We start from the raw sequence: 24,138 nt of genomic DNA on the forward strand, positions 1-24,138 counted from the left end.
ATGCCCCGTTGGTGTCCGGGAGGGCCGTCATCCTCACCGCCAACCGGCCCGCGGGCAGGGCGAGACTGGGTGGCATGTGTCACTCGGTGCGGGTGTGAAGATCGGGGGCATGCCGGACACCAACGGTTCATGAGCACGGACGACGCCTTCGCCGAGGCCTATCGCGCCCACTACTGGGCGGTCAGCCGCTTCGTGGCGCGACGGCTGGACGGGTCGGCACACGAGGTCGAGGAAGTGGTGGCGGAGGTCTTCTCCATAGCCTGGCGGCGCCGCACCGAGCTCCCCGAGTCCCCGCTGCCCTGGCTCTACGGAGTGGCCCGCAACTGCCTGTCCAACACGGTGCGCGGACTGAGCCGGTACCGGCGGCTGCTGAACCGCCTCGGCAACCACGAGACGGCGCACCGGCGGCAGACCGTGGAGAGTCCGGACACCGAGCGGCCCGGCTCCTGGGTGCACGAGGCGCTGGCCCGGCTCTCGCCCGCCGACCAGGAGGTGCTGCGGCTGACCGCCTGGGAGGAACTGACCGTCGAGGAGCTGGCGGTGACCCTCGGGTGCGGCCGGGGCGCGGCGGCCATGCGGCTGCACCGGGCGCGCCGCCGCCTGCGCGCGGAGATCGACCGTATGCGGACGACGGTGTCCGCACGAGCAGGAGAGGACGGCAATGGGGGCCGCAATGGGTGACGAACTGGAGCTGCTGCGCGCGGCCGATCCCGTACCGGCCGGCGCGGGGCGCTGGCGGGACCGCCCGTTGGACGCCCGCGCCGAAGCGGGCCTTGCCCGTCTGCTGCACCACACGCGCACCCGGCGGGCCGGGCGCCGGCTGATGCTGCGCGCGGAGGCGGCGGTGCTCGCGCTGGTGGCGGTGGTCTGCTTCCTGCTGTCCGACGCCGGCAGCAGCCCCGCGGCCGCGGCGCCCGGCCCGCTCGTGCCGCGCGCCGACACCCGGCCGGTCCCGCTGGCCGCACTCGCGCGCAGGGCCGAGGCCAGGGCCCGGGCGGCCGCTCCGGGGGACGGGCCGCACCGGGGCAGCCATGTGCAGAGCTGGTACCTGAGCATGCAGGAGGGCCCGGACGCGGCACCGCCCGTCACCGTGCCCGAAGAACGCATCACCCGGTGGCACGCGGACGGCAGCGGCTCCGAACTGGTCGTGGCCACCGACCCCCGGCACCCGGGCCGGCCGGTCATCCATGACGACGACGGCCACTGGCGGACCGTCAGCGACGGCAAGGTCCTGCACCGCAGGACCTACCCGGCGGGCTCCGAGGCGCAGCACGGCGGCCTGGCCTCCCGTACCCGGCCGCCGACGGACCCGGCGAAGCTGCGCGCGGAGCTGGGGTGGCTGTACGGCGGGGCGGGCGGCGCCCGTACCGTCTCCCCCCTGCTGCAGGCGCTCTCCTCGTTCCGCGGGGAGTGGACCCCGGGTCCGCGCGAAACGGCCGCCGTCGCACGGATGCTGGCGGATGCCGGGGGCCTGCGTCCGGCCGGTTCGGTCACCGACCGGCTGGGGCGGCGCGGTGAGGCGTATGTGCACGACGGGGCGAGCCTGCGGCAGATGGTGATCCTCGACCCGCGGACCGGCGAACTGCTGGGCCTGGAGGAGACCTTCACCACCGACCAGCCGGACTTCAAGGTGAAGGCGGGCCAGGTGATGTCGTACGAGGCGTGGATGCCGTGACGGGCGGCCCGGGCTCCCGAGTGGCGGGGCGGCGCGGCATGGCCGATCCTTGAGGGGACGCGACGATCCCGTTTCGGCGCGGCGGTGCTGTGTGCCGCCGCGCCGTTTCGCGTACGGCCCGGCGGCGTGGGCCCCGGCCTGTCGAGCCGGACGGCCCTGTCGAGTGACGCATGCCACAAACCAGTGGACGGTTGCAGTCGATCCCCGCGAGATGGATCACAGACGAAGGTCCCTCACCTTGCTCGGCAAAAGGGAGTTTCCCCTGCAAGGAGCGGGTATACGACCGCCTGCGCGGTCATCCGCGCACTGTCCGTGATGAACCGTTCTGCCCCTATGGTCGACCTTTGCCCGCCGCTCGACGGCGGGCCTGCCCGTCGCTGCCATGGCGGGTCATGTCCCGCCACCCGATGGCGGGCGGTTCCTGTAGTCGTCCCAGAGAGCGCAGGCGAGCGAACACGTGCCGACGAAGTCTCCCGTCGCACCCGGCCCCCGTCCCCCCATCGGCAGCAGTGCCGGTGCCGAGTCCCCCGGTCTGCGACCGGACCGGCACGCAGAGCCGCAGCAGTCCTCCCCCGAGGTGACCGTCGTCGACCCCGCGATGGTCAAACGGGCGGTGTCGGCGGCCGCGCTGGGCAACGCGATGGAGTGGTTCGACTTCGGCGTCTACAGCTACATCGCGGTCACTCTCGGGCACGTCTTCTTCCCGTCCGGGAATCCGACCGCGCAGTTGCTGTCGACGTTCGGCGCGTTCGCGGCGGCGTTCCTGGTGCGACCGATCGGCGGCATGGTCTTCGGGCCGCTCGGTGACCGGATCGGCCGCCAGAAGGTGCTGGCGATCACCATGATCATGATGGCGGTGGGCACCTTCGCCATCGGCCTGATCCCGTCGTACGCCACCATCGGCGTCGGCGCGCCCATCCTGCTGCTCGTCGCCCGCCTGGTGCAGGGCTTCTCCACCGGTGGCGAATACGGCGGCGCCTCGACCTTCATCGCCGAGTACGCACCCGACAAGAAGCGCGGATTCCTGGGCAGCTGGCTGGAGTTCGGCACGCTGGCGGGTTACGTCGGCGGCGCCGGCCTGGTCACGTTGATGACGGCCCTGCTGTCCACCGACGACCTCAACTCCTGGGGCTGGCGGATCCCGTTCCTGATCGCCGGCCCGATGGGCATCATCGGCCTCTACCTCCGGATGCGGCTCGAAGAGACCCCGGCCTTCGCCCAGTTGGAGAAGGAGGCGCGGACCAAGGAGAAGGCGCGCCGCGAGGCCGAGAAGCGGATCGGCATCCGCGAGATGGTCTTCGGCCAGTGGCGTTCGATGCTGCTGTGCGTCGGGCTGGTGCTGGTCTTCAACGTCACCGACTACATGCTGCTGTCGTACATGCCGAGCTATCTGACCTCGGAGCTGAAGTACGACGAGACGCACGGTCTGCTGGTCGTGCTCGCGGTGATGGTGCTGATGATGGTGGTCCAGCCGTTCGCGGGCCTGCTCTCCGACCGCTTCGGCCGCCGCCCGGTCATCGCCGCGGGCTGCGCCGGCTTCCTGGTGCTGTCGGTGCCCGCGCTGCTGCTGATCCGGCAGGGGTCGCTGGTCGCCATCGCGCTGGGCATGGCCGCGCTGGGGCTGCTGCTGGTCACCTTCACCTCGTCGATGCCGGCCGCGCTGCCCGCGCTGTTCCCGACCAAGGTGCGCTACGGCTCGCTGTCGATCGGCTTCAACATCTCGGTGTCGCTCTTCGGCGGTACCACGCCGCTGGTGGTCACCGCCCTGATCGGCGCGACCGGCAACACGATGATGCCCGCCTACTACATGATGGCGGCGGCCGTGATCGGTGGCATCGCCGTCTGGCGGATGTCGGAGAGCGCCCGCAAGCCGCTCCCGGGCTCCCCGCCGGCCGTCGAGACCGCGGCCGAGGCCCAGGAGGTCGTACGGGCGGCCCGCTGACCGCACCCTTCCGTTCCTGAGCAGGGCCCGGCCGGAGACCTCCGGCCGGGCCCTCGCCGCATCTCCGGGCCGGTGGTGGCTGAGGCGCGGCGCTCGGGACGGCAGGGTCGGGAACCGGCCACCCCCTCCCCACCGTCTGTGTCGACGCTGCCGGGCGCCGGGTGCCGGCGGCAGCGAGCAGTCTGCCGGGTGAGACGCCCAGGTCAGACACGGTGCGGGAAGAGGGGCGGGGGACGACATGGCTCTGGCGACGGTCCGGCCACGGGCGCGACGGGCGGCGGCGCGGGCCGGCGGACGGCGGCGGGCGCACCGGCAGGCGCTGCTGGTGGTCCTGATGCTGCTGGCCGTCCAGCTGGTGTCGCTGGCCCGCCCGGCGTACGCCTGCGGTTGCGGGGCGATGGTGCACGACCCGAGGACCACCATGGCCGTGGGCCGGGAGACCTCGGTCGTGCGCTGGGACGGGACGACCGAGCAGATCGTGATGAGCCTCCAGGTCAACGGCACCGCCCCCGACGCCGCGTGGATCATGCCCGTACCGCACCGGGCCACGGTGAAACTGGGCGATCCGGCGGTCTTCGACCGGCTCGCCACACTGACCGAACCGGCCGTCGCGCAGCGCCACTACTTCTGGCCGCACGGTGGCGACTGGCCCTTCGGGCAGAACGGGGACGCCGCCGAGGCCCCGCCGCCGTCGGCGGGCAGCCCCGGCGTCGGGGTCGTCGGCCGCGAGCGGCTGGGCCCGTTCGACGTCGCCCGGCTGACCGCCACCGACCCCGGCGCCCTGCGCAACTGGCTGAAAACACACGGTTTCCACCTCCCCGCCCCGCTGGCGAGCGCCCTCCGTCCCTACGTCGCCCACCACTGGGAGTACGTCGCGATCCGCCTGGCCCCCGCCAAACGGCACCGCACGCTCTCCGGCACCCTCGATCCCCTGCAGCTGACCTTCGCCAGCGCCCGGCTCGTCTACCCGATGCGGCTCTCCGCCCTGGCCACGACCCCGCAATCCCTGGGCCTCTACGTCCTCGCACCGCACCGGATGGAACCGCGCAGCACGATCGGCGGCTCCCGCCCCGAGGTCTTCTTCGCAGGCCGCATCCGCCCCGAGGGACCCGTGCAGGACCTCGCCGGCAGCCGCCCGGTCTTCCTCACGGCGTTGGACCAGAGCTTCCCGGAACCGCACCGCATCACCGGCGACCACGAACTGCGCCGCACCGCCCACGACACCCCGTACCGGCGGGTCAGGTACGAGTACGCGCTGCTGACGGTGGCCGGCGTCCCGGCCTGGATCGTGACGGTCGCCGGGACCCTGCTGCTCCTCCAGGCAGCAGCGGCAGCCCTGGCGCTGTCGGTCGCCGCCCGCAGGCGCCGCCGCATGTCCCCCGCCACCGGGTGAGCGCACTGAGCGGGCACCCGGCCGCCCCTTACGCCGCCTTGGCAGTCCCGTACGGCACGATGGGGCCATGAGCATCGTGAAGATCAACGTCCTGACCGTCCCCACCGAACAGCGCGAGGTCCTGGAGAAGCGCTTCGCCTCCCGCGCGGGCACGGTGGACTCCTCGGACGGCTTCGAGTGGTTCGAGCTGCTGCGCCCGGTGGAGGGCACCGACAACTACCTGGTGTACACGCGGTGGCGTGACGAGGAGTCCTTCCAGGCGTGGATGGAGGGGCCCATGAAGGCGGCGCACCAGGGCGGCGGCGACCAGGGCGGCGGCGAGCGACCGAAGCCCGCTGCCAGCGGATCCACCCTGTGGTCGTTCGAGGTCGTCCAGCAAGCAGCTCCCAAGAACGCGTGACCAAGCTGATCGCCACAAGCTGATCGCCGCTTCTCACCTGACCGCCCCGAACTGATCGCCGGGAGAGGGCCGGAACCCGGTGAAGTGACGCGAAGGAAGTGACGCGAACGACCAGGACCTCTTGGTAGCCACTGCGGTGTCGAAAGCCCGCTGCGCCAAGAGGTCCTGTCATGCGTCTCCCGGCGTCACGATCCGGTGGCCGCGCCGACGATGAGGAGGACCAAGAAGATCGCGTAGCCGACGCAGCCGATGATGCCGGTCACCAGCCCCGCTATGGCGAGCCCATCGCCCTTCTGCCCGGTGCGCCGTATCTCGCCGCGCGCTCTGGTGCCCAGGACGATGGCAAGCGGCCCCGTGACGATTCCTATGAAAGGGATGACCAGGGACGCGATTCCGGTAACCATGGATGCCACGGCTTTACCGCTCGTCGGCTGTGGTTGGTATGAATACGGAGCAGCTTGCGCCGGCGGGTACTGCGGCGGGTACTGCTGCTGGGGAGGTCGGTTGCTGCGGGGATCCTGGGGCTGCTGGGTGCTCATGGCGCTTTTTCCTACTTCCGTGAGGACTTTTCCGTCCTTCCCCCCTGCCGAAAACAGATAGGTATGCGCTCTTACGACCGTCTCTCGGGGATACCGGTCGTGCAACTTGATCGCCTGGCCGGTTTTCACCACCGGTCGTCCGGCCCTCAACTGTCCAGCCCTCGACCGCCCGGCCGGCAACCCGTCCCGCCCTCAATTCCGTTGCGGCCGGCCCGGTCCCGGCCGCCACAATGGGCGCCATGAGCGACGCCGCCATCCTCCGCACCGCCACTCCCGCTTCCCCCTCCACTCCCTGGACCATCTCCACGGAGCCGGTCGATTCGCCGGACGCGCGGGCGCTGCTGCGGGAGTACTACACCGAAGTGGCGGACCGTTACTTCACGCTGCACGAGGACCGTCTCTCGACCCCGCAGGAGATCGACGAGGGAGTGGCGGAGTACCCCGTGGCAGATCTCGCGCCGCCGCACGGCGTGCTGTTGGTGGCCCGCCGCGGCGGCGGGCCGGCGGGCTGCGCCGGCGTACGGCTGCTGGACGCGCGCACGGCCGAGCTCAAGCAGATGTTCGTCCGGCCCGCCGCGCGCGGCCTGGGTGGCGGTGGCGGGCTGCTCATGGCCGCCGAGGCGGCCGCGGCCCGGCTGGGTGCGGAGCGGATCCGGCTGGACACCCGCCTGGACCTGACGGAGGCCATCGCGCTCTACCGGCGGCACGGTTTCGTCGAGATCGCTCCGTACCACGACGACATCTACGCGGAGATCTTCTTCGAGAAGCGCCTCTAGCGGCTCACCGCGCACGATCCGGTGGCCGGGGCGGCCGTGGGGAGGCGGCGGGGCGCGGCACCGGCTGCCGGGCGTGGCCGACGTGCGGCTCCTCCGCGTCCGAGCCGCACAGCTCCGCCGTCAACTCCCGTACCAGCTCGGTGAGGTCGGTGGGCCGGTCCTTGGTCCACCAGTCACCCAGCATCTCGGCCAGCGACTCCTGGCGGGCCGCCGACAGCCGCTCGGTGACCTCCCGCCCCCGGTCGGTCAGCAGCATCAACAGCCCGTCGCGGGTGGCCAGTCCGCGTTCCTCGACCTGGCGGACGCTCTCGGCGAGCACGCCGAGCGGGACGGTGGTGCGTTCGGCGAGCAGCCCCGGTTCGACCGATCCGTAGCGGTGGATCCGCAGGAGCAGCCAGCTGGCGGCCGGTTTGAGGTCGAGGCCGGCCCGCTCGGTGATCTTCTCGTAGATGTGCTTGCGCCCTTCCATGCTGCCGAGTTTGGACAGCGCACGGGCGCACTCGTCGCGGGACGACCGCTCGACGGGGTTGGACGACAGCACCTCGGTGGTGTCCGGGGCGGTCACGCTGCCGCGCAGCGGCTCCTCCTTGAGGAACCAGGCCAGCACGAACGCCACGAAGACGACCGGCACGGCGTAGAGGAAGACGTCGGTGATGGAGTTCGCGTAGGCGTGCAGCACGCCGGCCGCCTGCCGGGCCGGCAGCCGGGCGACGGCGCGCGGGTCCTGGGCGATCTTCGCGGGGTCGACGCCGGGCGGCAGTTGCTGCCCGGCCAGTGCGGCCGCGATCCGCGGTCCGAGCTTGTTGGCGAAGATCGTGCCGAAGAGGGAGACGCCGAACGAGGCGCCGATGGAGCGGAAGAACGTCGCGCCCGATGTGGCGACGCCGAGGTCCTGATAGGCGACGGCGTTCTGCACGATGAGCACCAGCACCTGCATGACCAGGCCGAGTCCGAAGCCGAAGACGAAGAAGTAGCCGCTCATCTCGGCGACGCCGCTGGACGGGTCGAGCCGGTGCAGCAGCAGGAGTCCGAGCATCACCACGGCGGTGCCGGCGATCGGGAAGACCTTGTAGTGACCGGTGCGGCTGACGATCTGGCCGGACGCGGTGGACGAGAGCAGCATGCCGAACACCATCGGCAGCATGTGCACACCGGACAGCGTCGGTGACACCCCCTGGACGATCTGCAGGAACGTCGGCAGGAACGTCATCGATCCGAACATCGCGAAGCCGATGACGAAGCCGATGACGGCGGTGAGCGAGAAGGTGCGCAGCCGGAACAGGCGCAGCGGAATGACGGGTTCGGCGGCCCGGCGCTCGATGAGGACGAAGGCCACCAGGAGGACGACGCCCAGCACGCCGAAGCCGATGATCTGCCAGGAGAACCATGGGTAGCTGACGCCGCCGAGCGAGGTCATCAGCACGAAGCAGGCGGCGACCGCGGCGATGGTGACGGTGCCGAGGTAGTCGATCCGGTGCGGGGTGCGGTCGCTCGGGATGTGCAGGACGGCGGCGATCACGGCGAGCGCGACGATCCCGATGGGGACGTTGATGTAGAACACCCAGCGCCAGCTGAGGTGGTCCACGAACAGCCCGCCGAGCAGCGGTCCGAGGACGCTCGTGGCGCCGAAGACCGCGCCGAACAGTCCTTGGTACTTACCGCGTTCGCGGGGCGGCACGATGTCGCCGACGATCGCCATCGACAGCACGATCAGACCGCCGCCGCCCAGGCCCTGGACGGCCCGGAACGCGATCAGCTCGCCCATGTTCTGCGCGATGCCGCACAGCACCGAGCCGATCAGGAAGATCACGATGGCGGCCTGGAACAGCTTCTTGCGTCCGTATTGGTCACCGAGCTTGCCCCAGAGGGGCGTCGCTGCCGTAGAGGCCAGCAGGTAGGCGGTGACCACCCAGGAGAGGTGGTCGAGACCGCCGAGTTCGCTGACGATCGTGGGCAGCGCGGTGGCGACGATGGTCTGGTCGAGCGCCGCGATGAGCAGGCCGAGCAGCAGCGCGCCGATCGCGACGAGAACCGTCCGCTGCGACCGGCGCTCCCCCGGGACGGCAGGGGCGCTGGTGTCCGGCGCCATGTGCGTCTCCTTCGTTGCGGGTACGGCGGGTTCGGGTCCGGGTGCCCGCGTTCCGGGCTTCCAGACGTCTTCCGTCGCGTTCCATGGTGGGCGGTTCCGGCCGATATGGCCCGCCGAGCGGTGATCGGCGGGCCTCGTCGGCCGGCGGACACCTCGGGTATGCCGGGCGGATGTCCGCGAGCACCTGCGCGGGCGCGGCGGCGTCTGGATAATCGCTGCCTGTTCGGGCCTCCAGGGAGGAGCGCACTCGTGACGGCATTACGGACCTGCCCGCACTGCTCGGCCCCCGTACGGAGCAACGGCCGGCCCACGTGCCTGTGTGCGGCGGCCGATGCGGAGGACTTCGATCCGCTGCGCGTACGGCCGTACGTGTCCTTGCCGGAGGAGGAGCCGCCCGACGGGACGCGGACCGCCCACGGGCCGGAGGCCGACGCCGGGAGGGAGCCCCACTACGGTGCGGGCCCGCCGGCCAGGGGGACGGCGGACGCGTGGGAGGACTTACCGGGGGTCGACGCCGCCGTGCACATAGCGAACGGCCCGCCGCCCCTCCCCGCCGCCTCCGCCGCGGAGCCCTTGGTGCCCCGAGCGCGCCGCCCGGCCGGACCGACCTCGCGGACGTACCGCTCCGGCCCCGCCACTCCGCCCCCGCCCGATCCCCCGCCGTCCGCGCTCCCACCGCCCGCTCGCCCGTCCCACCGCCGGCGCGCACTGCCCGCCGCACTGGTCGCGGCCGGCGCGGCGGTGGCCGCCACCGCGGTCCTGATCAGCACCGATGCGCTGTCCGCCGGCACACAGGACCGCGCCGCGCCACCCGACCGCGGCACCGTCTCCCCCACCGCTGCCTTCCCCACCGGCGGGGCCCCTTCCGCCACCCGGAACGCCCCCTCTCCACCCCCGTCCCCCCCTCGCTCGCCCTCCTCCGGTGCCACCGGCACCGTCACCCCCCAGGCCACCGTGCAGCTCTCCCGTACGGCCGTGCCGCCGCCGCCCGCGCCCACCAGGGCCTCCGGCAGCGTCACCGACTCCCCCGGTGGCGACGACCCCAGCCCCGCCCCCACCGGGCCGATCGTGCTGCGCGAGGGTTCCGGCGGACCGGAGGTGACCGAGCTCCAGGAGCGGCTGCGCCAGCTCGACCTCTATCTGGGCGCCGGGGACGGCTGGTACGACGCGGACGTACGGGACGCCGTCTCGCGCTACCAGCGGGCCTACCGCGTCACCGGCGACCCGGACGGCGTCTACGGCCCGCGCACCCGGCAATCACTGGAGGCCCGCACCCGGAAGCCGTAGGGAGTCCGCACCCGGAAGCCGTAGGGAGCCGGGTGGCCGGCGGGGCCGGGCCGACCACCCCCGGTTGTCGCGCCGCTCCGCATTTTGTATCGTGAGAAAACAAAGTGGTTCCGCCCGCACTCCCTGACCGGCGGGCGGAGCCGCTTGACCTCCCTGCGCTCGTACGGTTCCGCGCCGCCCGAGCACCCGTAGCGCCCAGGAGCCCCCGCCGATGACGGCAACCACCACGCTCACCGCCCGCGCCCTGCTGCTCGACATGGACAGCACGCTCGTGAACTCCGAGGCCGTCGTGGAGCGCTGCTGGCGCCGCTGGGCGGCCGAGCAGGGGCTGGGCGCGGACGAGGTCCTCGCGGTCGTCCACGGCCGCCAGGGTTGGGCCACGATGGCCGCACTGCTCCCGGACCGCCCGATGGAACTCAACCTGGCGGACAACCGCCGGATGCTGGCGCAGGAGACCGCCGACATGGACGGCGTGGTACCGGTCCCCGGCGCGCCCGCCTTCCTGGCCGCCCTCGCGGACCTGCCGCACGCCCTGGTGACCTCCGCGGACGTCCCGCTCTCGGACGCGCGGATGGCGGCGGCCGGGCTGCCGATGCCCGCCGTACGGATCACCGCGGAGAACGTGAGCGCCAGCAAGCCGGACCCGGAGGGCTTCCTCAAGGGCGCCGCCGAACTGGGCTTCGCCCCCGAGGACTGCCTGGTCTTCGAGGACTCCGAGGCGGGCATAGAGGCGGGCCGTGCGGCCGGCATGCGGGTGATCGGCGTCGGCGACCGCGCGGCGGCGTACGCTCCCACCGCCCACGTCCGCGACCTCACTCAGCTCCGCGTCGAGGCGCTGCCGGACGGCGGGATCGCGGTCCACGTCGAGGGCTGAGGCCCCCCGCCTCCGGGCGGAGGGCTCGGGTCACGCTTGGCCACGCCCCCACCCGGCCCACGCTTGGCCACGCCCCGCCCCGGCCCGCGGACCTCAGCCCGCCAGCGCCTCGTACAAGCTGAACGCCGCCAGCAGGGCCATCACACCCGCTGCGATCTTCGTGATGAGCCTGAGCGGGACGTGCTTCATGAGCGTGCGGCCGCCCAGGATGCCGAGCCCGGCCACCGCCCACAGGCCCAGCACCGCGCCCACGCCGACCGACAGCGGGTCGTCGTAACGGGCCGCGAGGTTGGCCGTCATGATCTGGGTGAGGTCACCGAACTCGGCCACCAGGATCATCATGAAGCCCGCCCCGGAGACCTTCCAGAAGCTCTGGTCGGCGGGCTTGGCCACGTCTTCCTCGTCCTCGTCCTTCTTGAAGAGCAGCACCGCCGCGCCCACCAGGAAGAGCACCCCGACCACGCCCTGGACGACGCGGTGCGGGAGCAGGGTGAGCACGCTGCCCGCCGCGATCGCGAGCGCGACGTGCAGCAGGAAGGCGGCGGCGACCCCCGCGAAGACGTACGAGGCGCGGTAACGGGTGCCGAGCATCAGTCCGGCGAGGGCGGTCTTGTCGGGCAGTTCGGCGAGGAAGATGACGCCGAAGACGACGGCGGCGACGGTCAGGCTGAACACGGGGTGGAATACCTCGATCGGTTGGGCCGCACCATAAGGGGCCCGGGAGAGGGGTCGCTTCGGCACGGCAGCGTCGGACACTGCGGCCGAAGGTCTCGCTGGCGCGCTGCGTACCGCCTTGCGGTGTCCGCATCGCGCTCCGGGCGCCGGCCCCCCACGAGGGAGGGCAGTATGTCGACGGTCCGGCGGAGAGCTACTCCCCTTCTGCTGTCCTCAAGGGTACGCGGTGCAGCAGTCCGCGCGCGACCAGCTCCAGCACCACCGCACAGGCCGCCACCTGCACCGCCAGCAGGGCGATGAGCACGAACAGCTGCACCGCGCCCGCCTGTACGGGCGAGGCGCCGCCCAGCAGCATGCCGACGAACGCCCCGGGAAGTGTGACCAGCCCCACGGTCCGGGTCTGGTCGAGCCCTGGCAGCAGCGCGTCCGACGCGGCCGGGCGGGCGACCTCCATCCGCGCGTCGCGATCCAGCAGCCCCAGCGCGAGCCCCGCCTCGAACTCGCCCCGCCGGGTCTCCAGCTCGTCCAGCGCCCGCCGCCCGCCCAACACGGTCGCGGTCAGCGCACCGCCGATGAGGATCCCGGTGACGGGGATGAGGCTGAGGCCCCGCGGCGGCACCAGACCGGTCGCCAGCAGCAGCCCGACGACCGGGACCACCCCGGTGGCGATCGGCACGGCGGCCCACCACCAGGTGCGGTTCTGGGTGATCCGCCGGCCCGCGGTCCGTACCGCGACCGCAAACATCAGCACCAGGAAGCACAGCAGCCACGGAAGTGCGCCCACCACCCAGCCGATGAGGTAGGAGACCGCGGCGAGTTGCGCGGCCGCCCGTAGTCCGGCGACCGCGATGGCCCGGCCATGGCCCAGATGCGTCAGGCCGGCGACGGCCACGGCGGCGACCAGGAGGACGGCGAGGACGACCCCGAGGGTGGTATTGACCGGCAGCAGCACGCGCTCACTGTAGGGCGGACGACAGCGGACGCAGGCACTTCGGCCGGCGCAGACACCTCAGCGGGCCAATCGGAGTGGCGCCATCCACGCCAACCGGAGTGCCGTCACGCACTTATGGCGGGCCGTCAGCTCTTGATCTGTCGTGAGCATGTCGTCACTCTGTTACCTGGTGCCCACCCCACGGCAACCCCACCTCACCACCATGGGCCCGCACCGCAGTCAACCACCCCCCACTCCAAGGGAGTTCCGATGGCAAAGACCGTGTCGAAGGTCTACGCGCGTCGAATGTCCATCGCCGCGGGTTCGACCGCGGCGCTGTTCGGCACGCTGGTGCTGAGCGGACAGTCCGCCCAGGCCGCGCCGCCCAGCCCGCCGAGCGCGGCCACCGCCCGTACGTACCTCACCCAGATCAAGCAGCAGCCCGAGGGGCCGCAGGACGGCTACAGCCGCGCCAAGTTCCCGCACTGGATCGACCAGGGCAAGAGCTGCAACACCCGTGAGGTGGTGCTCAAGCGCGACGGCAAGAACGTGCACCAGGACGGCAGCTGTGCGGCCGTGAGCGGCACCTGGGTCTCGCCCTACGACGGTGCGACCTGGACCAAGGCGTCCGACATCGACATCGACCACGTCGTCCCGCTGTCGGAAGCCTGGAAGTCGGGCGCCGCGAAGTGGACCACCGCCCGCCGCCAGGCACTCGCCAACGACCTGACGCACTCCCAGCTGATCGCGGTCACCGACAACGTCAATCAGGAGAAGGGCGACAAGGACCCGGCGAAGTGGCTGCCGCCGAAGGCGTCGTACCGCTGCCAGTACGCCCGGATGTGGGTCTGGGTGAAGCACGAGTACGGCATGACCGCCGACGCCGCGGAGAAGGCCGCCCTGAAGAAGATCCTGGACCGCTGCTGAGGGTCCCCGGGGACACCCCTGGACGGCCGCCGCCGCCCGCCGACCGGACACCCGGTCGGCGGGCGCTCTCGGTGGGCGTTCCCGGCGAATCCGGGCGACCTGCCCGGCGGCCGGTCGCCGCCCTGCGGTACCGGTGTGATTCTCAGCGCACCCGGGTGCCGCGGCGGCGCCGCGGGCGGTGATGATGGGGCGCACCTCGTCGCCCGCACGCTCGGGCGGCCGCGCCCGCGCGCCGGCCGTCCACCGCCCCAGGGAGAGCCCCTCTTGGCCGCCGACCACCTCGCCGACCGCCGCCCCCGCCCCGTCGCCGCCCTCGCCGTCGTCGGTGCGGGGCCGCGCGGGACGAGCGTGCTGGAGCGGATCTGCGCCTCGGCCGCCGAACTGGCCCCGAGCACCCGGCTGACCGTTCACGTGGTCGATCCCGCCCCGCCCGGCGCCGGCCAGGTATGGCGCACCGCCCAGCCGCCCGAGCTCCTGATGAACACCGTCGCCTCCCAGGTCACGCTCTTCACCGACGACAGCGTCGAGTGCGCCGGCCCGATACGCACCGGTCCGAGCCTGTACGCCTGGGAGGGGTGCGAGGTCGGACCCGACGACTATCCGGGGCGCGCGCTGTACGGGCGCTATCTGGAGTGGGTCTTCCGCCGTACGGTGCGCACCGCCTCGGAGGAGGTGACCGTCGACGTCCACCGGGCCCGCGCGGTACGGCTGACCGAGGCCCCCGACGGATCGCAGTCGCTCACCCTGGACGACGGCCGGACCCTGCACGGCCTGGGCGCCGTGATCCTCGCCCAGGGCCATCTGCCCACCCGCCCCGGGCCCGAGGAGCAGCGGCTGGCCACGTACGCCGCCGGACACGGCCTGCGCTATCTGCCGCCCGCCAACCCGGCCGACCTCGCCGCCGACCTGGAGGCGCTGGCGCCCGGCCGCCCGGTGATCCTGCGCGGTCTGGGCCTCAACTTCTTCGACCACATGGCGCTGCTGACGACGGCCCGCGGCGGCAGGTTCGTGCCCGGCGCGGACGGCCGGCTGCGGTATCTGCCGTCCGGACGCGAGCCGCGGCTGTATGCGGGGTCCCGGCGCGGCGTTCCGTACCACGCGCGCGGCGACAACGCGAAGGGCGCGCACGGCCGCCATCTGCCGCTGCTCCTGACGCCGGACGTGATCGCCGCCTTCCGCAAGCGCGCGGACTCCGGCGACCTGCCCGACTTCCTGACGGAGGTCTGGCCCCTGGTGGCGAAGGAAGTGGAGACCGTCTACTACGAGGCGCTGCTGACCCGACGCGAGGCGACGGCCCCGCGCCGGGCCACGCGTTCCGGCGGCTCCCACGACTCCGGCGACTCCGTCCCTTCCCGGAGGCACCCCGAGGACCCCGCCCCCACCCGGTACCGCTTCCGCGAGCGCTTCCTCGGTACGGCGCACCGTGGCGCCGAAGAGGCCGCCGTATTGGACGCGTTCGGCATCGCGCCCGCCGACCGCTGGGACTGGGACCGGATTTCCCGGCCGCACACGGAGCACGGTTTCGCCGACCGCGCCGCCTTCCGGGAGTGGCTGCTGGACCATCTGCGGGAGGACATCGCGCAGGCCCGGCAGAACAACGTCTCCGGCCCCGTCAAGGCGGCCCTCGACGTCCTGCGGGACCTGCGCAACGAACTGCGGCAGATCGTCGACCACGGCGGCCTGGCCGGCGCCTCCCGGCGCGATCACCTGGACCGCTGGTACACCCCGCTCAACGCCTTCCTGTCCATCGGGCCGCCGCGCCGCCGGATAGCGGAGATGGCGGCCCTCATCGAGGCGGGCGTGCTGGAGGTGGTCGGCCCCAGGATGGCGGTCCGGACGGGCGCCGCCGACGGGCGCGGGCCCGGTTTCACGGCCGCTTCCCCGGACGTCCCCGGGTCGGAGGTGACGGCGACGACGCTGATCGAGGCCCGGCTGCCGGAGCCCGACCTGCGGCGTACCGGGGACGCGCTGCTGTCCCGGCTCCTGGCCGACGGCGACTGCCGGCCGCACACCGTGGACGGCTACGAGACCGGCGGTCTGGACGTGACGCCGAGCCCGTACCACCTCGTCGAGGCGGACGGGCGGCCCCATCCGCGGCGGTTCGCGGTCGGGGTGCCGACGGAGGGCGTGCACTGGGTGACCGCCGCGGGGGCGCGCCCGGGGGTGGGTTCGGTGACGCTGGCCGATACGGACGCGGTGGCCCGGGCCGCGCTCAGGGCCGCGCTGACCAGCCCGGAGACGACTGGGGCGAACCAAAGATCACGTTTGACCAAAGGTTGAACTTGCAAGTACTGGTTAGGTCCCCCTAACCTATGCTCCGCGGTTCCCATCGTCCCCAGAAACCGTAGGAGCTCCCCACATGTCAGCACCGCTGAACTCGTTCACCCAGAGAGCGACGCCGCACGTGCTCGCACTCTTCCGCGTCGTCGTCGGCCTGCTCTTCGCCTGCCACGGCGCCTCCTCGCTCTTCGGCGTCCTGGGCGGCGCGATGGGCCAGGGCGGCACCGTCCCCACCGGCGCCTGGCCCGGCTGGTACGCCGCCGTGATCCAGCTGGCCGGCGGCATCCTGGTGCTGTTCGGCCTGGGCACCCGCGCCGCGGCGCTGATCAGCTCCGGTTCGATGGCGTACGCGTACTTCTCCGTCCACCAGGGCAGCGCGCTGTGGCCGATACAGAACGGCGGTGAGGCGTCGGCGATGTTCTGCTGGGCCTTCCTGCTGATCTTCTTCACCGGCCCCGGCACCTGGGCACTCGACCGGGTCTTCTTCGGCGACCGCGACCAGGAGCCGGCCCCGGCCTCCCAGGGGGATCCCACCGCCGCCTGATGCCCCCCGGGGCAACTGCTGCGCCTGCTTCCACGGCCCGTACGGCACCTCCGCCGTACGGGCCGCGGCGTGTTCACACGTACGGGCCGCGGCGTATCACGCCCCGCGGCCGGGGGCCGGACCTACCGGCTGAAATGGCCAGGCGTACGCTGTATGGCCGTAAAGCCGCCCCTGCCGCACCGAGCGACGTCGCGGCGGGGTTCGGACCGGGAGAAGGACGTTGTTGGAAAGCCTGGGGGCCCTCAGCGGCACCCCTTGGTTGTACGTGATCGTCAGTCTTTCGATCCTGCTCGATGTGTTCGTCCCGATCCTGCCGAGTGGCGTCCTGGTGATCGCCGCGGCCACTACGGCCGCCGGCACCACGGCCGCGCGGACCACCACCGCCGGCGACGCGGTGAAGATGGCCTCGTCCGTCCACGGTGGCAGCCACCTCGCCGCGGTCATCTCCCTGGTGGTCTGCGCGGCCACCGCGTCGGTACTGGGCGACATGGTCGCCTACCGGCTCGCCTGGCGCGGCGGCGACCGCTTCGACCGCGCCATCAGCCGCTCGCGGCGCCTCACCGCCGCGCAGGAACGCCTCGGCGCGGCGCTGACCCGCGGCGGTGGCGGCCTCGTCGTACTGGCCCGCTTCGCCCCGGCCGGACGGTCCGTGGTCAGCCTCGGTGCCGGCGTCGCGCACCGTACGGTCCGCGAGTTCCTCCCCTGGTCCGCACTGGCCGGGCTGGCCTGGGCGGCGTACAGCGTGAGCCTCGGCTACTTCGGCGGCCACTGGCTCGGCACGTCCTGGATGAGCACCGCACTCTCGGTCGTCGCCCTCTTCGCCGCCGGATCGGCCGCCGCCTATCTGGTGCGCCGCCCGCAACGCCACCCCGCCCACTGAGGCGGGGCGCGGCGAGGACGGCGGCCGGGCCCCGGGGCGGGGGCCGGCCGGCCGCATCCCGCCCGCCCCGGCGGACATCTCCTGGCACGTTGTCAGACCCTGCTGCGACGATGAAGGACATGACCAGCAGCACCGACGACGCACCCGAGCCGGCCGCCGCGGCGGGCCCGTCCCCCGCGGCCCGGTCCGCCTGGCACGCCCGCCCGGAAACCGCCGAGGACATACCGGGCGTCCGCCGGATCAACCTCGCGGCCTTCGAGACGGCCGAGGAGGCGGACCTCGTCGATGCCCTGCGCCGTGACCCGTCGGCCTGGCTGCCCGGACTCTCGTACGTCGCCGACGCCCCGGACGGCACCCCGGCCGCCCATGCCCTGCTGACCCGCTGCCATGTCGACGACGTACCCGCCGTCGCGCTCGCCCCCTGCGCTGTGCTGCCCGCGCACCAGAAGTCCGGGGCGGGCAGTGCCGTGATCCGGGCACTCCTCGATGCGGCGCGTGCGGCCGACGAGCGCACCGCGATCGTGCTCGGCCACCCGCCGTATTACCCACGCTTCGGCTTCGCCCCGGCCGCGAGCCGGTTCGGCATCCTCCCCCCACAGCCCTGGCCGGACGGGGCCTTCCTCGCGCTCTCCCTGGACGGCTCCCTGCCCCCACGCGGCACGGTCCGCTACGCCGCCCCCTTCGGCATCGACTGACCGAGGCGGCACCGATACGGAGTAGAGTCGAGCGTCACAGCCCACCCAACCGCCACCTGCGTAAGCGGCCACGTCAGCACGGCCGTCCTCCGCGGGCGGGGCAGGCAGCGCCCGTCGGCGCCCCACGGGCCGGGTCCGAACCACACACGCGAGGCACATTCGGTGAACCAACCGCCGGTCGTCCATTGGACCGAGGCCGACCAGCCCCGTTCCGCCCGTTGGCACTCCGAGAACGGCTCCCCGCCACCCCGCCGCATCGTCATCGCCGACGACCGGACCCGGGCCAACGACGCCTACAAACTCGCCTGCGAGGGCACCGCCCTGCTGTGGCGCGGCGACTTCCACAACGCCCGCCAGCTCCTGACGGCAATGGCCCACCGCATCGACCGCCGCCCCCGCAAACCGCTGCCCGCCGATGCCACCCAGGCGTTCCATGTGCACCGCGCCGCGCAGAACCACCGCGCCCGCATCCTGGGCATGCTGCTGATCCCCCTCGATGCGTCGTACGCCGTCCCGCTGCACCGCGCCCCCGACGTCCGCGAGGCCTGCACCAGGGCCTACGGGCCCCCTGCACAGGAGCCCACGCCGGGTGGGGTCACGGAAACGGCCACGGCCGCGGACGGCACCCCCGCCACCTCCCTCGTCTCGCTCCGCGAACTCCTCGCCCTGATCGGCGCCAACGAATGGCGCAAGAAGGGCGTGGAGATCCCGGCGCTCGGCGGCGACCGCATCCATCCCCACTACGGCGTCTTCTCCCCGGCCCGCGGCGAATACATCGACCTGGTCGCCGAGGCTCCCCTCCCCTCCCAGGACCTGGCGTTCGACATCGGTACCGGCACCGGCGTACTGGCCTCGGTCCTCGCCCGGCGCGGCGTACGCCGGGTCGTGGCCACGGACCAGGACCCCCGTGCGCTGGCCTGCGCCCGCGAGAACACCGAGCGGCTGGGCGTCGCCGACCGGGTGGAGGTGGTCGAGGCCGACCTTTTCCCGTCCGGCCGCGCCCCACTGATCGTCTGCAACCCCCCGTGGGTGCCCGCGAAACCGACGTCCCCCGTGGAGCACGCGGTCTACGACCCCGGCAACCGCATGCTGCACGGCTTCCTCAACGGCCTCGCCGACCACCTCACCGAGACCGGCGAAGGCTGGCTGATCCTCTCCGACCTCGCGGAACACCTCGGCCTGCGCCCGCGCACCGAACTCCTCGACACCATCGCGCAAGCGGGCCTCACCGTCCTCGGCCGCCTCGACATCGCCCCACGGCACCCCCGCGCCCGTGACACCTCGGACCCGCTCCACGTGGCCCGCATGGCCGAAGTGACGTCCCTTTGGCGCCTGGGCCTCGCCCACCGCGCGGCGCCCGCAGACACGCCGTAACCCGCAGCGCTCCGGCAGCAGGGGAGGGACAAGCGCATCGCACACGCGGTACCACTCCCGCCCCTGCCGCCCCTGCTGCTCCCCCTGCTCCTGCTATTCCTCCTGCTCCTGCTCCTGCTCCTGCTGCCGCGCCCCTACGGCTCCCGCAGCCCCGCACAAGCGGTGCGCACATAACGGCGCCAGTCCCCCGCGTCGTTACGGATCACCGCCGCCAGCCCGCACACGATCATCACCACATCGCCGACCTCGGCGTCCGCGCGCACCGTGCCCTCTTCCTTCCCCCGGGCGAGCAGCTGGCCGGCGACCGCCTCGGCCTGCGCCCGCCCCTCCCCCGTCGGCTCGGTGGATCCGAACGCCGCCTCGATGGACGCCGACAGCCCTCGTTCCGCGTCGAGCACCTCCCCGATGTGCTCGACGAAAGCGACCAGCCCCTCCGCCGCCGTCGCCCTCGCCAGACAGCGGCCGCGCCCGAACTCCACGATCTCCGCCTGCCGTTGCTCCCCCACGGCGGCGATCAGGGCGGCCCGGCTGGGGAAGTGCCGGTAGACCGTGCCGATGCCCACCCCTGCCGCCCGCGCGACCTCCGGCATCTGCGCCTCGTCACCGCGCGCACGGAACACCTCCCGCGCGGCTTCGAGGACACGGGCGCGGTTGCGTTCGGCATCCGCACGCGGCCTGCGCTGAGGAGTCGAGGACGCCGAAGAGCCCGAAGCATCCGAAGGGCCCGTAGAGGACGGGGAGGAGGGGGCGGACAAGGGGGACGAAGGAGACGAGGAAGCCGAAGAGGAGGAGGAGCGTGCCACACGCCGATGCTACTGCTACGCTCCCAATACGGAATCGGATTCCGGTTCATCTTCCGGTGTACCTTCCTTCGATGAAAGGACCAGCGACCCCCATGGCTCCCTCCACCCCCGCCCCCGCACCAGACCCCTCCCTCTCCCCCTCCACCGCCCGCTTCTTCGCCCTCCGGCCCGGCGACCGACGGCCAGGACGCGTCCCGCTACCGCCCGGCCTCGCCGTCAAGGCCCGCACCAGCGACACCGAGGGCCGGCTCGCCATCCTGGAGAACCAGCTCCACGTGGACATCCCGCCCCACGTCCACCACCAGGCCGATGAGTTCGTCTACGTACTGGAGGGCGAGATGGAGGTCGACTTCGACGGGGCCACCCATCGCCTGACCCCTGGCATGTGCGTGCTGCTGCCGCACGGCGTACCGCACGCGCTGCGCAACGCCTCCCAGCCGCCCGCCCGCTGCCTGCAGATCTCCTCGCCGGGCGGCTGGGACACCTTCATGGAGGACATGTTCGAGGCCGGCCCGGTCGCCATGAAGGACGGCCGTCCCGACCTCGACCGCCTCAACCGCATCGGCGCGAAACACGGCATGGAGTACCGGACCTGACGGCTCCGGCCAGAGAGGCGCCCGCCCCTCCCGTCAGGCACCATGGGCGCACCATGGACCTCCAGCACCTCCTGTCCCGCGCCCACCGACTCGCCGGTTCCGCGCGCCCCACCGAGCGCCGGCTGCTGGGCATCACCGGCCCGCCCGGTGCCGGTAAGTCCACCCTCGCCGCCCACTTGGTGGCGGGGCTGGCCGGCCAGGCGGCGCTGGTCCCGATGGACGGTTTCCATCTCGCCGAGGCGGAGTTGCACCGCCTCGGCCGTACGGAACGCAAGGGCGCACCCGACACCTTCGACCCGGCCGGATACGCCGCGCTGCTGAGCCGCCTGCGCTCCCCCGAGCCGGACACCGCCGTCTACGCCCCCGCCTTCGACCGCCGCATCGAGGAACCGGTCGCGGGCAGCATTCCCGTGGCGCCTCACATCCCCCTCATCGTCACCGAGGGCAACTACCTCCTCCTCGACTCAGGCCCCTGGGCGCGGGTGCACGAGCTGCTCGACGAGGTCTGGTACGTGGAGCTGGACACCGAGGAGCGGATCCGGCGGCTGGTCGACCGTCACGAGCGTTTCGGCCGCGCCCGCGCCGACGCCGAGCGCTTCGTGCACGCCTCGGACGAGGCCAACGCCCGCGTAGTGGCGGCGACCCGGCGCCGCGCCGACCTGGTCATCACCTTCACCCCCGAGGAAGCCCCGCCCCCAGAGACCGACTGACACCCCTCCCTGCCCTACCCGCCATCAGCCTCGCCCTGACCCCGGCCCACCAGGCCGAGCAAGGACAACGCGCCCCACCCCACGGACACCGCCACCGCCTTCCGCCTCCGGTCGCGGTCCAGCAACGTCAGACCGAGCAGGACGGCGTCCCCGAGGTCCGCCGCAATCCGGACGTACGCGGCGGTACGCAGCGCCGGGCCCTCGGGCGCCAGCGCCAGCGCCAGCCCACTCGCCGCATCCCGCCAGGCCAGCGGACGCAACGAGATCCGGGTCGCCGGCGCGACCCGCCCCTCCTCGTCGACCAGCCCCGAAGGCCGGGCCAACAGATCAGGGACAACCGACACCGCCACCCCATAGACGGCGGTGGTCACCCCCACCACCCTCAGCAGCCTCACCCGCACGACCAACTCCCTCCTGCCTCAAGCCCCTTCAAGCCCCTTCGACACTCCCGCAAGCCCAGCCTCTCCGCATCCACACCCCTTTCCAAAGGACATCAGCGATGTCATCATGACATCATGAGTGTCATTGAGAGGGATCGACGCAACGCTGACGATGCCGATGACGACGCCGGCGACTTCGCGCGGGCGACCCCCACCGAAGAATTGCTGTACGGCGTCATCCGCCGCCTGTGGCCACTGCACCGCACGGTCGTCCGCGCGGTGGAGCGCGAGCTCGCCGGCACGGGCCTGACCGCAGGCGAACACGCCCTGCTGGACGCACTGCGCACCGAAGGCCCGCGCACGGTGCCGCAGTTGGCGCGCACCATGGGGCTCGACAGGCAGCCGGTCCAGCGCTGGGTGAATCACGCCGCCGAGCTGGGCCTGGTCGTCACGGCCCCCAACCCCGCGCACCGCCGCTCGTCCTTGATCGAGCTCACCGCAGAAGGCACGAAGGTGATACGCGGCATCCAGGACTTCGAAGCCACGGAACTACGGCAGCGCCTGGCCGACCTTCCCGCCGCAGACGTCCACACCGCACTGCACGTGCTCGACCGGATCGGCGAGGAATTCCACCACCTGGCGTCCACCCCCTCCGCCCCCGCAACGCCCTCCGATACCCACCGCACCTCAGCCCGTCGCGACAGTCCGGGCATTCGCGAGACAGGTGATATCAAGGATGATCCGGACACCCTCGGCGGCCGCCGTGCCCCACGTAAAGGACGGTCGTGACATGACCCAGCCCCTCACCGACTGGTCCGAGATCGACAACGGGATCGTGCCGGTCGAGGACGGCGAGCTGTTCTACGAGACGGCCGGCTCGGGACCCGCGGTGGTGCTGCTGCACGGCGGCATGCTCGACCAGCACATGTGGGACGAGCAGTTCAGCTGGCTGGTGAACTCCGGCTTGCGCGCGATCCGCTACGACTCACGGGGCCACGGCCTGTCGTCCACGGTCACCGGGGACTACGCCAACCACGACGACCTGATCACCCTGCTCGACGCCCTCGACGTACCCCGTGCCGTCCTCGTCGGCCTCTCCCATGGCTCACGGGTCGCGTTGGACACCGCCATAGCCCACCCCGACCGGGTCGCGGCCCTCGCACTCGCCTCCCCGGGGATCAGCGGCCGCGCCTTCACCGATCCCTTCGTCCTGGCGCACATCAAGGAGCAGGTGGCCGCGATCGGCGCACCGGACGGCGCGGAGCGCTATGTCGAGCACTTCCTCCGGATGTGGGTGGACGGCCCCCATCGGCAACCCTCCGCCGTCCACCCGGGTTTCCGCGAGCGGATGCGCGCCTCGGCCGAGGCCAACGTCATGGTCCACGCCGACGGCGCGGGCGCCGGCATCCCCCTCGAAGTCGGGGCCATCAACCGCTTGGGCGAGATCCAGGTCCCCACGATCGTCCTCGACGGCGACCTCGACAGCACGGACATCGCCGCCAACGCCCATGCAATAGCGCTGACCGTCCCCGGCGCCCGAAGAATCCGCATACCCGGCGCCGGCCACATGGTGAACCTGGAGAACACCCCCCTCTTCGACCAGGAACTCCACACCTTCCTCTCGACCTTGAACTACTCCCCCTTGGGCCACTAGCCGCGACCGCCCAGGAGCCCGGAAAGGTCAAGCGGTTCGCCGAGAAGCACGACCCGGTCGGCGAGGTACTGGCGAGAGCCGAGCTGCCGGTCAGAGCCGAGGTACTGGCCAGAGCCAGACCCAGCAACCCTCACCCCACTCCGGGCAACCCCCAGCCGAACACCTCACTACGTCGCCGAGCCGGCCGCCGCCCCCGTCACCAGATCCGGCCCCCAACGCCGCAACGCCCCCGCCAAATCAAGCGGACGCAGCCGGTCCGACTCGTCCGGCCCCGGCCAGTCCTCCCGCGGCACCCGCCACATCACCTCGAACTCGTTGCCGTCCGGGTCCTTGCCGTACAGCGACTTGGAGACGAGATGATCACTGCCGCCGACCAGCGCCCCCCTCTCCACCAGCCGCGCCTCAGCCGCCGCAAGCTCCCCCAGCGTGCCGACCTCCCACGCCAGGTGGTACAGCCCGACCCGCCCACCCTCCGGCCCCGGCGCGCCCGCCCCCACCGCGAACAATCCCAGGTCATGATCATTGAGCGACCCGGGAGCACTGAGAAACGCCGCCCGCCCCGGCATCTCAACATCCACCACAAGCCCCAGCGCCTCGGTGTAAAAAGCGACCGCCCGCGCCACATCCCGCACATACAACACCGCATGATTGAGCCGCCGCACAGCCATGAACCCCTCCTCCTGACCCACGAGCATTCACTTGCCATGCATTTAC

At 72.4% G+C, this 24,138-nt stretch carries 25 protein-coding genes; 18 read left to right on the forward strand and 7 right to left on the reverse strand.

What is annotated here, in order from left to right; translation table 11 throughout:
* Window positions 1–129: 129 nt before the first annotated feature.
* From ACZ7MX_RS20775 to ACZ7MX_RS20795, 5 genes are all read left to right on the forward strand, one after another.
* Window positions 130–681, forward strand: a complete 552-nt coding sequence (locus ACZ7MX_RS20775; protein WP_472134125.1) for an RNA polymerase sigma factor — start codon at window positions 130–132, stop codon at window positions 679–681.
* A complete protein-coding gene (locus tag ACZ7MX_RS20780; RefSeq protein WP_472134126.1) occupies window positions 674–1,675 on the forward strand; it encodes a CU044_5270 family protein in 1,002 nt (333 codons plus the stop codon). Before ACZ7MX_RS20775 ends, ACZ7MX_RS20780 begins: the two co-directional genes overlap by 8 nt.
* A gap of 457 nt (window positions 1,676–2,132) precedes the next feature.
* Window positions 2,133–3,617: a glycine betaine/L-proline transporter ProP gene (gene proP, locus ACZ7MX_RS20785; RefSeq protein WP_472134128.1), complete on the forward strand. Its 1,485-nt coding sequence runs from the start codon at window positions 2,133–2,135 to the stop codon at window positions 3,615–3,617.
* Window positions 3,618–3,951: 334 nt separating this feature from the next.
* The gene (locus tag ACZ7MX_RS20790) at window positions 3,952–5,010 is read left to right on the forward strand and encodes a DUF2330 domain-containing protein (RefSeq protein WP_472134540.1); all 1,059 of its coding nucleotides are present in this window, start codon (window positions 3,952–3,954) and stop codon (window positions 5,008–5,010) included.
* A 67-nt stretch (window positions 5,011–5,077) separates the two neighbouring features.
* Window positions 5,078–5,410, forward strand: coding sequence for an antibiotic biosynthesis monooxygenase family protein (locus tag ACZ7MX_RS20795; protein WP_472134129.1), 333 nt, complete (start codon window positions 5,078–5,080; stop codon window positions 5,408–5,410).
* 185 nt (window positions 5,411–5,595) lie between these two features.
* Here ACZ7MX_RS20795 and ACZ7MX_RS20800 read toward each other — a convergent pair whose 3' ends face one another.
* On the reverse strand, window positions 5,596–5,949 hold the full coding sequence (locus ACZ7MX_RS20800) for a DUF4190 domain-containing protein (RefSeq protein ID WP_472134131.1): 354 nt from the start codon (window positions 5,947–5,949) through the stop codon (window positions 5,596–5,598).
* A gap of 239 nt (window positions 5,950–6,188) precedes the next feature.
* Here ACZ7MX_RS20800 and ACZ7MX_RS20805 point away from each other — a divergent pair, with 239 nt between their 5' ends.
* The gene (locus tag ACZ7MX_RS20805; protein WP_472134132.1) at window positions 6,189–6,725 is read left to right on the forward strand and encodes a GNAT family N-acetyltransferase; all 537 of its coding nucleotides are present in this window, start codon (window positions 6,189–6,191) and stop codon (window positions 6,723–6,725) included.
* Between the two features lie 4 nt (window positions 6,726–6,729).
* Here ACZ7MX_RS20805 and ACZ7MX_RS20810 read toward each other — a convergent pair whose 3' ends face one another.
* The gene (locus ACZ7MX_RS20810; protein ID WP_472134133.1) at window positions 6,730–8,814 is read right to left on the reverse strand and encodes an MDR family MFS transporter; all 2,085 of its coding nucleotides are present in this window, start codon (window positions 8,812–8,814) and stop codon (window positions 6,730–6,732) included.
* Window positions 8,815–9,063: 249 nt separating this feature from the next.
* Here ACZ7MX_RS20810 and ACZ7MX_RS20815 point away from each other — a divergent pair, with 249 nt between their 5' ends.
* Together ACZ7MX_RS20815 and ACZ7MX_RS20820 are read left to right on the forward strand one after the other, a co-directional pair.
* Window positions 9,064–10,101: a peptidoglycan-binding domain-containing protein gene (locus tag ACZ7MX_RS20815; protein ID WP_472134134.1), complete on the forward strand. Its 1,038-nt coding sequence runs from the start codon at window positions 9,064–9,066 to the stop codon at window positions 10,099–10,101.
* A gap of 211 nt (window positions 10,102–10,312) precedes the next feature.
* On the forward strand, window positions 10,313–10,975 hold the full coding sequence (locus ACZ7MX_RS20820) for an HAD-IA family hydrolase (RefSeq protein WP_472134135.1): 663 nt from the start codon (window positions 10,313–10,315) through the stop codon (window positions 10,973–10,975).
* 93 nt (window positions 10,976–11,068) lie between these two features.
* On the opposite strand, the gene ACZ7MX_RS20825 is transcribed toward ACZ7MX_RS20820, so the two are convergent.
* Both ACZ7MX_RS20825 and ACZ7MX_RS20830 read right to left on the reverse strand, forming a co-directional pair.
* Complete coding sequence (locus ACZ7MX_RS20825; RefSeq protein ID WP_472134137.1) at window positions 11,069–11,650, reverse strand: TMEM165/GDT1 family protein; 582 nt, start codon at window positions 11,648–11,650, stop codon at window positions 11,069–11,071.
* Between the two features lie 193 nt (window positions 11,651–11,843).
* Window positions 11,844–12,602 carry an ABC transporter permease gene (locus ACZ7MX_RS20830; RefSeq protein ID WP_472134138.1) on the reverse strand — a complete coding sequence of 253 codons (759 nt, stop codon included), beginning with the start codon at window positions 12,600–12,602 and terminating at the stop codon, window positions 11,844–11,846.
* Window positions 12,603–12,863: 261 nt separating this feature from the next.
* Between ACZ7MX_RS20830 and ACZ7MX_RS20835 the strand changes: the two genes are divergently transcribed.
* The 6 genes from ACZ7MX_RS20835 (at window position 12,864) to ACZ7MX_RS20860 (ending at window position 19,281) form a co-directional block, all read left to right on the forward strand.
* The gene (locus ACZ7MX_RS20835; protein ID WP_472134542.1) at window positions 12,864–13,508 is read left to right on the forward strand and encodes an HNH endonuclease family protein; all 645 of its coding nucleotides are present in this window, start codon (window positions 12,864–12,866) and stop codon (window positions 13,506–13,508) included.
* A gap of 264 nt (window positions 13,509–13,772) precedes the next feature.
* Window positions 13,773–15,788: an FAD/NAD(P)-binding protein gene (locus ACZ7MX_RS20840; protein ID WP_472134139.1), complete on the forward strand. Its 2,016-nt coding sequence runs from the start codon at window positions 13,773–13,775 to the stop codon at window positions 15,786–15,788.
* A gap of 79 nt (window positions 15,789–15,867) precedes the next feature.
* Complete coding sequence (locus ACZ7MX_RS20845) at window positions 15,868–16,332, forward strand: DoxX family protein (protein ID WP_472134140.1); 465 nt, start codon at window positions 15,868–15,870, stop codon at window positions 16,330–16,332.
* Window positions 16,333–16,552: 220 nt separating this feature from the next.
* Window positions 16,553–17,212: a DedA family protein gene (locus ACZ7MX_RS20850; RefSeq protein WP_472134141.1), complete on the forward strand. Its 660-nt coding sequence runs from the start codon at window positions 16,553–16,555 to the stop codon at window positions 17,210–17,212.
* A gap of 119 nt (window positions 17,213–17,331) precedes the next feature.
* The gene (locus ACZ7MX_RS20855) at window positions 17,332–17,907 is read left to right on the forward strand and encodes a GNAT family N-acetyltransferase (RefSeq protein ID WP_472134142.1); all 576 of its coding nucleotides are present in this window, start codon (window positions 17,332–17,334) and stop codon (window positions 17,905–17,907) included.
* A 162-nt stretch (window positions 17,908–18,069) separates the two neighbouring features.
* Entirely contained in the window at window positions 18,070–19,281 is a 1,212-nt protein-coding gene (locus ACZ7MX_RS20860) for a methyltransferase (protein ID WP_472134143.1), read from the forward strand.
* A 134-nt stretch (window positions 19,282–19,415) separates the two neighbouring features.
* On the opposite strand, the gene ACZ7MX_RS20865 is transcribed toward ACZ7MX_RS20860, so the two are convergent.
* Window positions 19,416–20,084, reverse strand: a complete 669-nt coding sequence (locus ACZ7MX_RS20865) for a TetR/AcrR family transcriptional regulator (RefSeq protein WP_472134145.1) — start codon at window positions 20,082–20,084, stop codon at window positions 19,416–19,418.
* Window positions 20,085–20,176: 92 nt separating this feature from the next.
* On the opposite strand from ACZ7MX_RS20865, the gene ACZ7MX_RS20870 reads away from it, so the two are divergent.
* Both ACZ7MX_RS20870 and ACZ7MX_RS20875 read left to right on the forward strand, forming a co-directional pair.
* On the forward strand, window positions 20,177–20,680 hold the full coding sequence (locus ACZ7MX_RS20870; RefSeq protein ID WP_472134147.1) for a cupin domain-containing protein: 504 nt from the start codon (window positions 20,177–20,179) through the stop codon (window positions 20,678–20,680).
* 53 nt (window positions 20,681–20,733) lie between these two features.
* Complete coding sequence (locus tag ACZ7MX_RS20875; RefSeq protein WP_472134149.1) at window positions 20,734–21,390, forward strand: nucleoside/nucleotide kinase family protein; 657 nt, start codon at window positions 20,734–20,736, stop codon at window positions 21,388–21,390.
* Between the two features lie 14 nt (window positions 21,391–21,404).
* On the opposite strand, the gene ACZ7MX_RS20880 is transcribed toward ACZ7MX_RS20875, so the two are convergent.
* A complete protein-coding gene (locus ACZ7MX_RS20880; protein WP_472134151.1) occupies window positions 21,405–21,791 on the reverse strand; it encodes a hypothetical protein in 387 nt (128 codons plus the stop codon).
* Window positions 21,792–21,905: 114 nt separating this feature from the next.
* On the opposite strand from ACZ7MX_RS20880, the gene ACZ7MX_RS20885 reads away from it, so the two are divergent.
* Entirely contained in the window at window positions 21,906–22,559 is a 654-nt protein-coding gene (locus tag ACZ7MX_RS20885) for a MarR family winged helix-turn-helix transcriptional regulator (RefSeq protein WP_472134152.1), read from the forward strand.
* Window position 22,560: 1 nt separating this feature from the next.
* Window positions 22,561–23,424: an alpha/beta fold hydrolase gene (locus ACZ7MX_RS20890; RefSeq protein WP_472134154.1), complete on the forward strand. Its 864-nt coding sequence runs from the start codon at window positions 22,561–22,563 to the stop codon at window positions 23,422–23,424.
* 167 nt (window positions 23,425–23,591) lie between these two features.
* On the opposite strand, the gene ACZ7MX_RS20895 is transcribed toward ACZ7MX_RS20890, so the two are convergent.
* Window positions 23,592–24,092: a VOC family protein gene (locus tag ACZ7MX_RS20895; RefSeq protein ID WP_472134155.1), complete on the reverse strand. Its 501-nt coding sequence runs from the start codon at window positions 24,090–24,092 to the stop codon at window positions 23,592–23,594.
* Window positions 24,093–24,138 lie beyond the last annotated feature (46 nt).

Source organism: Streptomyces sp. NPDC107765 (genome assembly GCF_055657085.1).